We start from the raw sequence: 13,741 nt of genomic DNA, 5'->3' as shown, positions 1-13,741 counted from the left end.
TCGTTTCACCATTCGACCAACGATGCGTATCTCACGGGAGTTTACCTCTGAACAGTTCCCTTCGGAGCAAGCCGTAGAAGACGAAGAACCTGTCTTCCGGATCGAGACCATCCTGAATCTAGACAGTGACGAGAAGGTTTTCGACATCAGCACCTATGAACATCATCCAGGAGACAGCACGCCGACCCAATCTTTTGGAGGCACCTTTGTTTTCTCGGACTGGTCTGATCTTCAGGACGTAGCTGGTCTGCTGAAGCGTTACATCCGCGAGCAGGATGATCAGACACGGTCGATAACTGTTCCACTGGATTCTGGAACAGGGTTCAACAGCAGGCTTGGAAGGCATATAGAGGGTATTGAGGAGGCCAGGTTCACAGTAGATGACTATTGGCTTGAGCTGGATGCAAACGGCCATCGAGGGGAGATACGCCACTACAGAAAGACCGTGGACTACACACATCAGGATCGGCGAAACGCGATGGCGTTTCTCGACATGGTCGATGAACTGTTTCAGGATACGGATGAGGAACCGATTCTCCACCTGGAGCACCCAGACCTACGGAGTGACGCAGTTCCTGAATACGTCGACGGGCACTACCAGAGTTCCGTTAGGACTGCGTTCCGAGTCATAGAAGAGCGGATCAGGGAGGAAGGCGGGTTTTCTCAGGATGACACCGGAGTAAGTCTGGCTCAAGACGCCTTCCACGTTGACGATGGTCCTCTGACTTTTGCCGACGTGGAAGCAGAGAAGCTTGGTTGGATGTACCTCTATGTGGGAGGATTCGGTGCTTTACGTAATCCGCCCAGTCACCGGGACGAAGAATCGATCGACCAACAGCGTGCCATACAGATCCTACACTACGTCGACCTGCTTCTCGATGTCCTCGAGACAGAGGCTGCGGAAGACTAAACCCTGTAAGCCGGTCCGATAAATCAGGACAACTCAGATACCTTCTCTTGTGATTCTTCCTGTACCTCTTCCAGTATGGGATCGAGCCTGTTTTCAATTCCGGCCAGATCCTTCCCCGAGTCGAGTTGGGTCAATGCCAGGCTGAGATTGGCAGACGCCTGTTCCAGATTACTGACGACGTCGTAGTCGACGTTCAGTGGTTGACCGACTGCTGCGTGTCTTCGGAGCTCTTCCCGCCGGTCATCGAACTTTCCTGTGGCGTCAACATCGTGGTCTACCTCTCCGCTGCTCATCACATCATACCAATCTGAAAGAGTGAGTTCCGCGAGTTCGTTCGCCTTCTTGTACCAGTCTCGGCGCTCCCTCTTGTTTCGGAGATTGTACTGCGCCTCGATCTGGTCTCGGGCCACTCTCCCCGAGACGAAGTATGAGACGATACCTCCCGCTACGGCACCGAGAAATGTAGTCGCCGCTGACGTCGCTAATGACATATCTGGAGAGGTCTCACGGCCAGGACAAAATTATACCCGTTCGCTGATTAGTTGGCCTCGATTAAGGCTCATGGCGAGGGAGAAAAAGAGACAGCACTTCGTCCCGAGGTTCTATCTGAACACGTTCTCCCAAGACACGGAGGAACCGTTCTACCTGTACTGTTACGATCTGCCGGAGGATCGGGTATTCGGTTCTAACACGATGGATATTGCGCAGAGTGAGTATTTTTACGATCTCTCTGACGAGCAGTTCATCGAAAACAACTATGCGGATCTTGAGGGAATTTTCTCCCAGGCCTACGGCAAACTGGTCGATAGCGCCGACGTCACCAGCTTGACCCCTGAGGAGAAGCACGTTATCTACCTGTTCCTCTCTCACCAACATATCCGGACCAGGAAGTTCCGGGAAGTGTTGAAGCAGGCTTCCGAACATACTTGGATATCGTCGACGAGGAGGAGGCCGACGATGATAAAGCTCGGAACGCTCTTCTGTAGGAGATTGTTGATACTGCTGAGCTGCGGCTGTCGAGTCGAAGAGGACAAGGACACCGCGTCAGCGGTGTCCGACACGGATGATTCCGCTAGATGCGTTTGGGTCGGTCGGTCGCAGCGGACCTGCTCCAACAGGTTCGCTGACGTGACGGTGTTTCCTGTCCTCGCTGCCGTTCTGACCGAACGGTCAGAAACGGCAGCTACGGGCACTTTCAGCGGTATCTCTGTAAGGATTGCGACCGCACGTTCAACGATAAGACCGGCACGATCTTCGCTCATTCGAAGATTGCGCTCCGCAAATGGTTGTTCTCGATCTACGCCTTTTTGCGGTTTAACACGAGCCTCAGGCAGTTACAGTGCGAAATTGAAGTCACCTACAAAACGATCCACAGGCGTGTCGAGCGCTTCACCGAAGCGCTCGACGCGCCGTCACTCGATCTCCGTGGCCCGGTTGAAATTGACGAGTTCTACGTCTCTGCTGGCCTAAAAGGCCGCGAGCGCGACCGATGGTCGCGCTCTCGCGGCCTCTCTCGACGCGGGCGCGGGACGTATGATCAAGACAAACCGCCGGTGTTTGTCGTTGTGGATCGCGGCACCGAGCAGCGGTATCTCGTGCCGGCCAAATCCGCAGACGAATCGACGATCCGGCTCCTGCTGGCTGACCGCCAGCAGGAGCCTCTCACCGTCTATACTGACGGATTTTGCGCGTACGATCCGCTTGAGGAAGACGAGAGCTTCGACCGCGAATACGTCGTTCACGGAGATGGTGAGTATGCCGACGACACGGTCCACGTGAACACGTGCGAGAGCCACGCGTCGCTGGCGCGACGGTGGCTCTCGCCGCATCGAGGCATCTCAAAAGATCGCCTCACACAGTATCTCCGAGCGTTCCAACTCAGACGAGAACTCTACCGCAAACCCGGACGAGAAGCTCTCAAACACGCCGTCAAAGCAACTCTCTGAAATCAACAATGTGCTACACAAGAGCGAGCTCGGAAAGCTGTGGAAGCGGGTACTACCGAGGAAGGGGCGAAGCAGTGGCAGGCACAGCTAACCGCCAACGCTCTCGAAGGCTTTGCAGATCTCCTGTACCGGATGAACTGGTTCCTGTTCGTGAACAAGACGGAGTATCCGTTGTGGGCCTCAGATCATCCGATCGCAATCTTCAATCCGGTTAACCCAGAGCCGGACCCGGAGAGAGGTATTGAAAGGCCTGGTTCCAAGGTACACGTCCCGTTAAGTACAGATCTGGTTCTGGCGCTTTATGATCCGGGGCGGTATTTCGTGAAGTCGAAACGGGAGGAGTTGACGGAGAAGGAGCACGTGGATTTTCAGAATAAGCTCCAGGTGGAGCACTGTCACAGACAAGTCTACTCCCCTATAAAGGATTTCGAGTATGCCAGGGAGGTTATCCAGGAAAACCCGGAGTACGCTGAATTGGACTACTCGGATCGGTTCATTCACTGATCCAGATCTGTTGTTCTCTACAACAACGGGGTGTCGACCCCCCTTTTGTCACGCACCTGTGCCAGGCGGATTCTACCGTAGAGTGGCAGTCGTCAGTCCTCGGTTCAAATCCGGGTCTCGGCGCTTATATTTACCTAAGAAGACGAGTGAGTCAGTAGCGATTTTTGTGGATGTTTTCTACGACTTCCTGTAGTTCTGGATCCTGCTCCTGTTCTTGCACGTCTTCCATGGTGCAGGTCCAGTCATCTCCTCTGGGGCTGTGGTGGTCGCAGCCTTCGCAGTGAGTCTGTTTGAAATGTCGGAACTGCATCTCCAGGTTATGGCCTTCGCTTCCGCCACCGTGTTTGCACCACATGAGTTTCGGGCCGAGTGAGCGAAGACCCATTTGCCGTCCGAGAGGACTAGTGGACATTTGGCGGATACGCAGGTGCTCGCAGTGCCGCAGGTACTCCGTGATATCGATGTCCTTCACTGCCATCTTCACCGGTTTCCCAATGTCTTCGCTCGGGTTGTCGAGGTCAAATCCTTGGGCCTCCACGACCTCTCTCATCAGGTCCTGGTATTCATCGAGAGGCATCTCCATCGGGTCTTTCCTGTCTTCGTCCGGAGCGTACGGATCTGGGTTCTCCCTGACGTCCTGCAGGAAGTCGGTGATGCCGTCGGCCATGTATTCGTCCTCGACTTCTTCAGCGAGCTGGAGCGTGGCCTCGAAGTGTTCTATCGCTTTGTCCTGTTTGTAGGTGTGGTAGTAGTAGAGGCCGAGGTACCGGTGAATACTCATCTCGGTTTCGGGTTCGTTCATGATCTCCAGGATGCTTTCCAACTGGGAGACAATCGGATGGACTTGATCTGAATCCCGGAGTTCTTCTCTGTCGATGAGTTTCAGCCCGGTGTAGACCATTATCTGCGAGGTGATGTAGTCGACAATCAGCGGCAGGGAGATCGTGTAGTAGTAGTATTCGTCGTTCTCCAGCAGCTTGTTCAGAGCCTCGTTGATCTCTCCGAATACGCGGAGCTTCTCCTCTAACAGCTCGAATAGGCTCTCGGTGAGGAAGACTTGGAAGAACTGGTCATCGCCTTCCTGGATTTTCATCGAGAACAGGATCTCCTCTGTCTTGTCCAATAGTATGGAGAGCTGGGCGTGATTCTGGTGGATCTGAAGGTATTTCTCATCGCCCAGGCGATCCAGATCCTGTGCTAACTCTTGGCCTTCTTCGGCCAGCTCGAGTATTCGGAGACCCTCGTCTTCTCCCTGATCCGGATGGAGGATGTGGAGCAGGCCGGACAGCGCTTTCAGCTTCCCTTCATCTTCTTCCGGAGCTTCGTAGACCTTTTCGAGTTGTTCCCTCGCTCCTTCTCTTTCACCCTGTTTCAGCATTTCAGCTGATTTGACCAGGGAATGGCCTTTGTAGTCCTCAAGACTGGTCCCGATCTGCATATCCAGTTCGGACAGGTCATCTGGAGAGAATTGGAGTCCTTGACCTATTCCCATCGCCATATTGTGCCGGCGGAGAATACGGTGTTGAGCCTCCAAAACTTGGGAGCGAAGGCGATCAGTGTCCTGGAAGGTTTGATCCTTGTCGACTCTGACAGCGTTGCTCCCCTGTGACTGCCAGTCCGGTGTACGGTCCTCTAACTCGTCCCAGATATACTCCTGGATGATGGTCCAGTAGAACTCGTCCTTACTGTTGTCGTAGAGTGCGAGGACGACGGGTGACGGGTTTTGCAGGTACAGGTTCAGGTCGTCGGTGCTTGCTTGGAAGCTTGCTGTGTCGCCTTCTCCAAAGTCCTGAGAGGCTTTGAGCTGGATAAAGAAGTTGATGGAGGAGACTTGCTGGTACTCGTCATCCAGCTCTTCGGTTACCGTGGCTTGGAAGTCCAGACCGAAGTCTTCGCTGAGCTCGTTGATTACGAATGTGCTCAGTTCCTTCTGTAGGGCACCTTCTGAAACAGCCTGTAGTTCCTGGTCGTCGCTTCGCTTCTTCGTCACTAGGCACAGGGTTCTCAGGGGTGGTTAAAAAGCGTATCCTCAAAGAGGTATTTTGTCTTGCCTGTCCTGTCGAGTCCACACAGGACACCAGCCTACAAAATTTCAGGCGATTGGATAACCTGTGAAGCCTTGGAAACATACAATAGGTACAGTGACGCCAATTTCTGCCACGGCGAGGACACGCAGCGCATCCACAATCGGACTGAACTCTTCTATAGTTGAATATCATACTATTATAATGTGTAAGGGGCCACCAGAGTCGCTCTGTTCTATGATTATCCGGATCTTAGATTCATTTCTGAACGCAGGCCCCTCCGTTGTAAAGGGGTACACAATAGTGAATCAAGCACTATCGTCCGAGCTCCAATCCAGCTGAACCGAGATCCGTACTCGATAGCGTTTATAAACTCCTCAATGGGTGAGGGGCTCGCTGTACTGGCGGGTTCCCGAAACACGGTGAGATCGATGGCAACTAGAGACATCTACGAAACTGGCTTCGACGAAGACGTCCGAACGGAATCGAGTGCGAACCAGTGTCCCGAGTGCGCCGGCCGGGTCACCACGAACGCGGTCGAAACGGTCTGCGAGGACTGCGGGCTGGTCATCGACGAACAGCGCATCGATCACGGGCCGGAGTGGCGGGCGTACGACGAAGAGGAGTGCGAACGAGCGGGCGCGCCGCTCACTGCCGCTCGCCACGATCGCGGCCTGTCGACGGAAATCGGTCGTGGAACCGACGCGAAGGGGAACGAACTCTCTGGGCAGAAGCGACGGCGACTCGCGCGGATGCGCCGTGAGCAGACCCGGGGCCGATGGCGGTCGAAAGCGGAACGGAATCTCGCCCACGGGCTGGGCGAGGTGCGCCGGTTGGTGAGTGCCCTCGAGCTCTCCGATTCGGTCCGTGATCAGGCGTGCCAGCTCTTCCGGAGCGCCCAGAATGAGGATCTGCTTCGTGGCAGATCCATCGAGGCCATCGCCGCGGCCAGCGTCTACGGGGCCTGCCGGTGCAACGGCCTCTCGCGGTTAGTGGACGACGTCAGCGAGATGGCCCGCGTTGCGGAGTCACGGGTCACGAACGCGTACAAAACGCTAAACGAAGAGCTGGATCTCCCCGCTGAGCCGGTCTCCCCCAGTATGTTCGTGCCGCGCCTGGCCTCGGACCTCGAGTGTCCGGACGAGATCCGACAGCGGGCCCGAACGCTCGCGGAGCAGGCCGAGGAGCACGGCGTCACGACGGGCGTCCATCCGGCCGGGTTCGAGCGGCCTGTCTCTACACGGCCGGTCGCGAGGAGGGACGATGGCTGACGCAATTCGAGGTTGCAGAAGCCGCTAATATCTCAACGACAACGATTCGTCCGCATCGAGACACACTCCAACTGCTGGATGATGAGCATAGAATGGGCACCAAGGGCGATACAGAGAAGCGAGGAGCATCTGCAAAAAGCAGAGGTTAGATAAGGATTGTAACAGAGGATATCAATAATGGACGAGGAACCGGAGTCAATCAGCTATTTGTCGGCTGGTGATATCCGTGACATCCACGAGTTAATCGTGGAGTCAAATGCGAACACGGCGGCAGGCATCTCTTCACCAGGTGATATCGAATATACCGTCGAACATATCCAAGAAGGCCACTTCGGTCAGGTTCCCGAGTCGCTTCACGAGAAGGCATTTCAGCTGCTGCGACTCATTGCGGCGAATCATCCATTCGTCGATGGCAACAAGCGAACGGCGCTTATGTCGACCCGTATTTTCTACGCGCTGAATGGCCGGCGCTTTGACTACAATCGGGAGATCAAAGAGATCCTGAAGGCGCTCGCGACAGATGAAGGCAATGTCGATGAGGACGACGTGATCGAGTATCTACGAGCACATACAGAGCCGCTTGCCCCAGAATACAAGGCGACCATCAACCTGTGGCTGGCACGTATTGAGGGCACAGAACAGCTACTCTCGGAGCACGGCACCGTCGATCAGGAATCCAATGAACCGAACGATTATGACGACGACGCCCATAGTGAGGAGTAAGAATGGCCGCTGAAAGTGAGCAGCCCGAGATTCCCGATGAGATGTCTCCCGAGGAGGCACGGCAGTATCTTATGCGGTTCCTCGGACGACAGGACCTCGACGAACACGAGGAAATTTACGAAGAGCTCGCGACCGAATAGGGCGCAGTCAGCAGTCTCGGGGTGTCCATTCGTTCTTCGATACAACGCCAGTCTCCCCGAGATACGTCTTTATAGTAGAACATTTCACGGAAGTGTAAAGCACCTCCCTGAGGTTCAAATACCATCCCGGTGGAAATCCTGAGCCAATCGATGAACAATCACTACTCCGGCTTTGAGGAACTACGGCCGACCGGTGAGGCGTCCCACATTCCGGACACGAGGCTGGACGATGGGTACGAAGGTGACCCCCAGCGGCAACGCGTTGCGACGAGCTCTGGTGGCTACCCCGATGCGCCGTCGACCACCGACGGCGAGTGCCGGTCCTGTGGGGTGTCAGTTTCAGACGGCCAGACGAAATGCCGATTCTGTCTCACCAATCATCTCGGAAGTGACGTCACTAGCACGAACGAGCCAGCGTCGACGACCCGCGGCTGCCCGCGTTCGGCGTGGACGACGAATCCTGTCTCCGCTGCGGCATGGACCGTAAGACGCATCGTGATCAATTTGGCCGTGATCTCCCGGTTCACCATCGAATTCCACGCCGGCGGTTCTACAATCATCCAGATCGATCAATCGAGGAGTCGAACGTACCGAGCAACCTACTGACACTCTGCATTCCATATCATCGACGTCTTGAGCGGCTGCCAGCCCAGCCAGTAATTGAGTGACCTCTGAGCGTCAATCAATTGTCCATATTGAAATCCCCTTCTTCAGAGAGGTTTTCGCCTGAAACATTTGATCGCTAAAAAGTGCAAACGTACAGTCGAACCATCTACCAAATCCCGTTGATGTTCTATAACTCGTGCTGAATACAGGGCGCGAGTCGGTCACGGTCTCGACGCCCACACCGATGGAACCGAACCGCTCTGTGCAGCAGAACCACCTTCCGGTAGGTGTTTCAGTTGACTCTCCTGATATTTGGTATGATTTCCCGTGAGAATCAGATAACGATTGCCTCTGCTGTCGTAGCCCTCGCTGCTCTGTTCGCCTTACGGGCATTCACGAACTTGGGATTGTTGTCGAGGTTCGTGAGTATTGTCGGCGTGATAATCACCACACGATTCGCTCTCGGACGAGTGTACCAGTGGACAGGTGCTACTCAGCGGTGAGGTCAGCGTGGGCGAGATGGAATAAACCAAAGTCGTCACTCTCATTTTGAAGTATAGCAATGGCTAGCAAAGCGTCGTCGGCAGTTTCGTTGAGGCCCTGATTGGCCTCATATTTCCGCTTTGCTCGCCACAGCGACATAGCCTGGACTTAGAGGTATAAGGTCTGCCACAATAACTTGTCGCCATCTAATACTTTTGAGAGTTCGGGAAAGATCCAGCACCAATTATATCTATACTGCGTGACAGAAGAGACTATGCCCTCACAGCTGGGTGATGCAGAGCGAATCAAACTATTCCTGAACAGGTCAAAGAGCTTTGACGAGTTGGTGGACAACTTCGATGATGAGTTCGATTGCTACGAGACCCTTCGAGATGCGGCAAAAGACCATTTGCGAAGTTTCGATGAGTATCTGCGGTTTTACGAGATCTGTATCGAAGACGGGCCTACAGGTCTGGTCTACTCAGAGCTCTACCGGAACGCAGAACGGTCGCTGAAGAACATGGTTACTCGTGGAAGCGACGCCGGGCAACGATACCCCATTACCTCACTCGCCGAACTCGATACGCGAGTCCAGAAATACCAGGACCTCGGGGTAGACAAAATTACGACTGAAGGAGTCATCTCAACCGTCCTCGAACATCTATACGAGAACGAGCACGATATTGTCTACGAAGTCTGTGACAACCTCTTAGCCGAATCAGCACGACCGACCGCTGGCGCGAAACTCCTCACTCATGCGCGGTTCGTATCTGTAGCGACTTCACTAGATAGGGACACGGACGCGTTCGAAAACTACCTCAACGAATTCATCTCCGATCTGCCTGATCCGTATCCGGACGACGACCGCTCTGGAGACGCGTTATGGAGCGACAGCGAAGAGGCAGCATATTCAGAGCCTCAGAAACTCGACCTTGCCCAGGCAAGTGTCGTCCGGCAGCCAGACGAAAACCGCGTTGCAGAATACCTCTACTTAGACGCCGTCGATGTCGTAGAACGCTATCGTCATGCTCACAGGGACCAGCCGATGCGGGCCGAACTCCAGCTCTGCATCAAGCAAATCAACGTCCTCCAATCCACATTTAGCGAGTTCTTCACGAACGAACAACGCACCCGGCTAGACTCCTACTTGCGCGTCGCGTTAGCACAGGAAAAGAGCGGGAAGCTATGGGGCTCGCAACAAGATGAGAGAAACCGCTCTGACCCGGATTTCCGGGGAGCTGCGGCGCATTTCTACAAAGCAGCGCAGCTCATCAAACCCATTGATGAGACACGCTTTCTCAAGTACTTCAGCAAAGCCGTGAGAAGCCTCGCCTCTGCAGCAACGTACGAGGAACACGGCACTGCGAATGGCTGGGCCGTTACTGCACGACTTCACGAAATCTCTGTGAAGGTTTTGCTCGGAATCGCTCAGAATGGCAGTGAAGAATTAAACAAAACGGTGAATGAGACAGTCATACTGCATCGATGTCTGCGGTCCCGTGCAGAAGCAGTCATCGCTTGCTACAATGGAACGCCAGAGAAAATCAGAGATGCCGTTAATGACGTCTGGGAAATGCTGGACACCGGAAATGTCCCTGTGTTGTTCGACACAGACTTCCTCAAAGCTTTAGACGATATCGCAGACGCGCTGGAATCAGAGCAGAATGGCGCATACGCCGAGGGGACAGACATATTAAACTCAATTGACCGCTACGAAGACAAGTTACCTCTCAGCGAATACCGGAGCCTTCTCGAAATCAAAAGCGAACTGCTCCTCGACGAATATCAAACAGCACAGGACATCGCCACCACAGCATTTGAAGAACAAACACCGATCCGCGTCGCAGCAACAATCTTAGCCGGCGAGAAACCTCCCGTCCCTCGACTCAAACAAGAGTACACGTACCCGATTATCGGCGTCAATGATTCTGCAATCTGGTCACTATCACTATTCCTCGGTTCAATACAGTATACGGAGGAAAGTGCTCCCGAGATGAGGGACCAGTTGGAACAACTAATCCTTGACCTGTAACTCCACAGTACAGGGTGTGCATTAGTACGATCTCAAAGGTCCATTTCCACATCCACCGTGGTTGGCTCGCCTTTTTGAGCGCTACGTCACTACGTGCTAGTGGAGCCTGGAACCCAGTGTGACACGCTCCAGAACTCCATTTCCCCCGATGCCCACCAATCGTTCCACACTCGGACGGTGCCCGGCCTGTCACACCGTGATCCCTGCAGGTAAGCTCCTCATCAAGTACGAGAAAGGAGACTCCCAGGAGGTCTATGCAGAGTGCCCTGAATGTGAGGTCCCAGTCCGACCGGGTTAGTGCGTTTCAAGCCATATCCGCCTTATTCTCTACTGTCGGCGGGAGTCGCTCTGAGCCCGCAGCGGCATAATATAGTCACGGAAGAGAGGACGCGTATCGGTTAGACTCCGCTGACCCGGTGTTAAAGACAAACAGTTTTGATACGCCCCATAAGCAAGTACTCACTGATCTTCTCGCGACTGGCTCTCAAACACAACCGAATAAACGAATCCTCACTGATGAACACACCCTCTATATTCAGCAGAGCGATTCTGGCAGATGCTGGGTAAGTCGTGGATCATAACGGTACAGCGTTCCTCTGGACTGACCGCACCGGGATATAACCGATCAATTGTTGATGGTTTCAGCAGAATTTCCCAATTCAAAAACACACCCGCGAGCAGAACGTCTACCTCCCGCCGGCGTGACTTCGTGACCTGTTTTTCGTGCCCCTAGAGAGGGCGAGGGCTCCTTCGAAAGCTCTCAGAGGTGACTTCCAGTGAGTCAACAACAGAGTCTCGACAACGTCTCGACCGACGAGATCCCGGTCGATATCGACAACACGCACTCAGCGGGGGTCGATTCCACCGATGTCCCCGACGAAATCGAGTCCATCACCCGCGGGCTCGCCAGCGAACACCCGCCGACGAATCCGCTGGTCGTGCTGAAAGCGGCCCGGTGGTGGTACATTCACGGCAAGGGCGGCACGGATCCCGCCTTCCAGTGGGCCATCGAGTGGGCGCGTCACCTTGCGACCGACACGCCCAGTGACGTCGAGCGGTTCGACGAGTTCCTTGAGTACCTCGTCACGGTCGGCTTCGCTGACGAACGCCACGAACTCCGCTAACCGACAGAGCGGTTTTTTGAACGCCCTGGAGGGGTGCGGCGCGGTCTGAACAGACGCAGTCGCCGTGACCTTGATTCGGTGAACACAATGGCTACGACCAGAGACTCGTCGGTCTCCTTCGAGCAGACCGACACGCGATCCGAGGAGATGAACAGTACGATCGAACAGTGGATCGACGACCTCGTCGCCGGCGTCGACGACGCGCAGGCCAGCGACGAGTTCCAAGAGTGGCTCGACGTCCAGAGTCGCTTCCACGACTACTCCTACCGGAACACGCTCCTCATCAAGCAGCAGTGCCCCGAGGCGACGCGCGTCGCGGGCTACCGGACGTGGCAGGAGGAGTTCGATCGGCACGTTCAGGAAGGCGAGTCAGCCATCTGGATCTGGGCGCCGATCATCACGAAGCAGTGCCCGGAGTGCGAGAACTCGCCGAGCTACCACGAGGACAGTGACTGTGAGTACGACGAGACGCCGCCCGAGGAATGGTCGGAGGGCTTGGTGGGGTTCAAGCCCGCGCCGGTGTTCGATGTCTCCCAGACCGAGGGCGAGCCACTTCCCGACTTGGACACGCAAGCGACCGGCGACACCGGCGACCTCGTCGAACGGTTGACTGCCGCCGCTGATGAGCTCGGCGTGACGGTACGAATCGTTCCAGCCGAGGAGTGGACACACGGCGAGGCGAAGGGTATCTGTGAGCAGCTGAGTCTCGTCGATATGCAGCCGCGTGTCGAGGTTCGGGATCGGGAGAACGACGCTGATCTCGCCCGGACGCTGGTTCACGAGTACGCGCACGCCCTGCTCCACTTCGACGTCGACGACGATACGGAACGGTCGAAACGCGAAGTCGAGGCCGAAGCCGTCGCATACGTCGTCGGGCGGTACTGCGGGCTCGACACTAGCGGCTCGGCGTTCTACCTAGCCGCATGGGAGTCGGACGATCCCGAGATCGTTCGCGACCGTCTCGACCGGATCAGTTCCACAGCAGAAGAGCTCATCGACGTAGTCGAAGACGGCGCTTGAATTCTTAACCAACGTACGGTTCCACACCCCGATTCCGTTGGTTAAGTCTGCTCGTCTCCGCCGTCCGCGGCAGTCGCAAGGCTAAAGCAGGCCCGTGTTTATACTCTATGTAAGAAACGCAGGTATGAGTACTATAGAACAAACGCAAAATATACGCCAGGGGCTCTCGACTCGAGAAAGTCGACTCCTTGCACGACTCGCTGGCGCGGGTTACCAGATCATCTCCGTCGACGACATCGAGACGACGCTGGAGGTCTCCCCGAACACCGCCCGCGAGATCGCTTCCCGGCTTACCGAGAAGGGCTGGCTCGACCGGCTCTTCCCGGGCACGTATCTCATCATTCCACTCACTGCCGGCGAGGACGCCGTGTACACCACCCACGAGTACCTCATCGCCGCCCACGTCGCCGAGCCGATGTACATCGGCTACTACAGCGCCCTCAGCCACCACGGGCTGACCGAACAGGTCCCCCGGACGGTGTACGTCGTCACGCCGACCCGAGCGCAAAGCCGAGAGATCCACGGCGTCCCATACCGCGTCACGACAGTCACCGAGCGGAAGTTCTTCGGCTTTGAGCCGACATCGATCGAAGGCACGACCGTGCAGGTCAGCGACCTAGAGAAAACGTTGGTCGACTGTGCAGACCACCCCGAGTTCTGCGGTGGCCTTCGGGAACTTGCGACCGCGATGCGCACCGCCGACGACCGTGGTTGTGCCTGGGACACGGTCGGCGAGTACCTCAAGCGTCTCGATAACGGCGCTGCGACCAAGCGAATCGTCTACCTCGCCGACCGGCTCGGAATCGACCTCCCCGCCCGCGAGGAGCTCGTCGCGTCGTTCACAAGTGGCTATTCCCCACTAGACCCGACGCGACCCGACACCGGGTCGACCAACAGCACGTATCGCCTCCGGATCAACGTCGAGCCAGCCACGCTGGTGTCGACGGAGTCCTGACCG

At 55.7% G+C, this 13,741-nt stretch carries 11 protein-coding genes and 4 pseudogenes; 13 read left to right on the top strand and 2 right to left on the bottom strand.

Features of this window, described 5'->3' with window-relative positions; all coding sequences use genetic code 11:
- Positions 1-22: 22 nt before the first annotated feature.
- Complete coding sequence (locus CPZ00_RS14645) at positions 23-910, top strand: TIGR02391 family protein (RefSeq protein ID WP_096391759.1); 888 nt, start codon at positions 23-25, stop codon at positions 908-910.
- Positions 911-933: 23 nt separating this feature from the next.
- Here CPZ00_RS14645 and CPZ00_RS14640 read toward each other — a convergent pair whose 3' ends face one another.
- Positions 934-1,401, bottom strand: a complete 468-nt coding sequence (locus CPZ00_RS14640) for a hypothetical protein (RefSeq protein WP_157744287.1) — start codon at positions 1,399-1,401, stop codon at positions 934-936.
- A 70-nt stretch (positions 1,402-1,471) separates the two neighbouring features.
- Here CPZ00_RS14640 and CPZ00_RS16175 point away from each other — a divergent pair.
- The 3 genes and pseudogenes from CPZ00_RS16175 to CPZ00_RS14625 all read left to right on the top strand — a co-directional run.
- A pseudogene (locus CPZ00_RS16175) lies at positions 1,472-1,783 on the top strand (DUF4238 domain-containing protein); the annotation flags it as partial.
- Positions 1,784-1,973: 190 nt separating this feature from the next.
- Positions 1,974-2,856, top strand: a pseudogene (locus CPZ00_RS14630) (IS1595 family transposase).
- A 39-nt stretch (positions 2,857-2,895) separates the two neighbouring features.
- Positions 2,896-3,360 (top strand): DUF4238 domain-containing protein, encoded by a 465-nt coding sequence (locus tag CPZ00_RS14625; RefSeq protein ID WP_096391757.1) that lies wholly within the window; start codon positions 2,896-2,898, stop codon positions 3,358-3,360.
- Positions 3,361-3,511: 151 nt separating this feature from the next.
- On the opposite strand, the gene CPZ00_RS14620 is transcribed toward CPZ00_RS14625, so the two are convergent.
- Positions 3,512-5,350: a DUF4365 domain-containing protein gene (locus CPZ00_RS14620; RefSeq protein ID WP_157744286.1), complete on the bottom strand. Its 1,839-nt coding sequence runs from the start codon at positions 5,348-5,350 to the stop codon at positions 3,512-3,514.
- Positions 5,351-5,815: 465 nt separating this feature from the next.
- Between CPZ00_RS14620 and CPZ00_RS14615 the strand changes: the two are divergent.
- The 9 genes and pseudogenes from CPZ00_RS14615 (at position 5,816) to CPZ00_RS14580 (ending at position 13,738) form a co-directional block, all read left to right on the top strand.
- A pseudogene (locus CPZ00_RS14615) lies at positions 5,816-6,804 on the top strand (transcription initiation factor IIB).
- A 28-nt stretch (positions 6,805-6,832) separates the two neighbouring features.
- A complete protein-coding gene (locus CPZ00_RS14610) occupies positions 6,833-7,378 on the top strand; it encodes a type II toxin-antitoxin system death-on-curing family toxin (protein ID WP_096391755.1) in 546 nt (181 codons plus the stop codon).
- 2 nt (positions 7,379-7,380) lie between these two features.
- On the top strand, positions 7,381-7,518 hold the full coding sequence (locus tag CPZ00_RS15675; protein ID WP_172861886.1) for a hypothetical protein: 138 nt from the start codon (positions 7,381-7,383) through the stop codon (positions 7,516-7,518).
- A 150-nt stretch (positions 7,519-7,668) separates the two neighbouring features.
- Positions 7,669-7,944 (top strand): annotated as a pseudogene (locus tag CPZ00_RS15950) (hypothetical protein); the annotation flags it as partial.
- A gap of 937 nt (positions 7,945-8,881) precedes the next feature.
- Positions 8,882-10,639 (top strand): hypothetical protein, encoded by a 1,758-nt coding sequence (locus CPZ00_RS14595; protein ID WP_096391753.1) that lies wholly within the window; start codon positions 8,882-8,884, stop codon positions 10,637-10,639.
- A 148-nt stretch (positions 10,640-10,787) separates the two neighbouring features.
- Positions 10,788-10,937: a DUF7837 family putative zinc-binding protein gene (locus CPZ00_RS16225; RefSeq protein WP_449405066.1), complete on the top strand. Its 150-nt coding sequence runs from the start codon at positions 10,788-10,790 to the stop codon at positions 10,935-10,937.
- A gap of 478 nt (positions 10,938-11,415) precedes the next feature.
- On the top strand, positions 11,416-11,763 hold the full coding sequence (locus CPZ00_RS14590) for a hypothetical protein (protein WP_096391752.1): 348 nt from the start codon (positions 11,416-11,418) through the stop codon (positions 11,761-11,763).
- An 87-nt stretch (positions 11,764-11,850) separates the two neighbouring features.
- Entirely contained in the window at positions 11,851-12,783 is a 933-nt protein-coding gene (locus CPZ00_RS14585) for an ArdC-like ssDNA-binding domain-containing protein (protein ID WP_096391751.1), read from the top strand.
- A 124-nt stretch (positions 12,784-12,907) separates the two neighbouring features.
- Positions 12,908-13,738, top strand: a complete 831-nt coding sequence (locus tag CPZ00_RS14580; RefSeq protein ID WP_096391750.1) for a type IV toxin-antitoxin system AbiEi family antitoxin domain-containing protein — start codon at positions 12,908-12,910, stop codon at positions 13,736-13,738.
- The last annotated feature ends 3 nt before the right edge of the window (positions 13,739-13,741 follow it).

The sequence above is a fragment of the Halopenitus persicus genome, assembly GCF_002355635.1.
Classification (GTDB): Archaea; Halobacteriota; Halobacteria; order Halobacteriales; family Haloferacaceae; genus Halopenitus; species Halopenitus persicus_A.
Note: the sequence above shows the minus strand (reverse complement) of the source record. Positions and strands in the feature narration are given on the sequence as shown.

Excerpts from the sequence above, each read along its gene's own strand:
- CPZ00_RS14585 (WP_096391751.1), top strand. The coding sequence starts at position 11,851 with ATGGCTACGACCAGAGACTCGTCGGTCTCCTTCGAGCAGACCGACACG.
- CPZ00_RS14595 (WP_096391753.1), top strand. The coding sequence starts at position 8,882 with ATGCCCTCACAGCTGGGTGATGCAGAGCGAATCAAACTATTCCTGAAC.
- CPZ00_RS14610 (WP_096391755.1), top strand. The coding sequence starts at position 6,833 with ATGGACGAGGAACCGGAGTCAATCAGCTATTTGTCGGCTGGTGATATC.
- CPZ00_RS16225 (WP_449405066.1), top strand. The coding sequence starts at position 10,788 with ATGCCCACCAATCGTTCCACACTCGGACGGTGCCCGGCCTGTCACACC.
- CPZ00_RS14640 (WP_157744287.1), bottom strand. The coding sequence starts at position 1,401 with ATGTCATTAGCGACGTCAGCGGCGACTACATTTCTCGGTGCCGTAGCG.
- CPZ00_RS14645 (WP_096391759.1), top strand. The coding sequence starts at position 23 with ATGCGTATCTCACGGGAGTTTACCTCTGAACAGTTCCCTTCGGAGCAA.
- CPZ00_RS14580 (WP_096391750.1), top strand. The coding sequence starts at position 12,908 with ATGAGTACTATAGAACAAACGCAAAATATACGCCAGGGGCTCTCGACT.
- CPZ00_RS15675 (WP_172861886.1), top strand. The coding sequence starts at position 7,381 with ATGGCCGCTGAAAGTGAGCAGCCCGAGATTCCCGATGAGATGTCTCCC.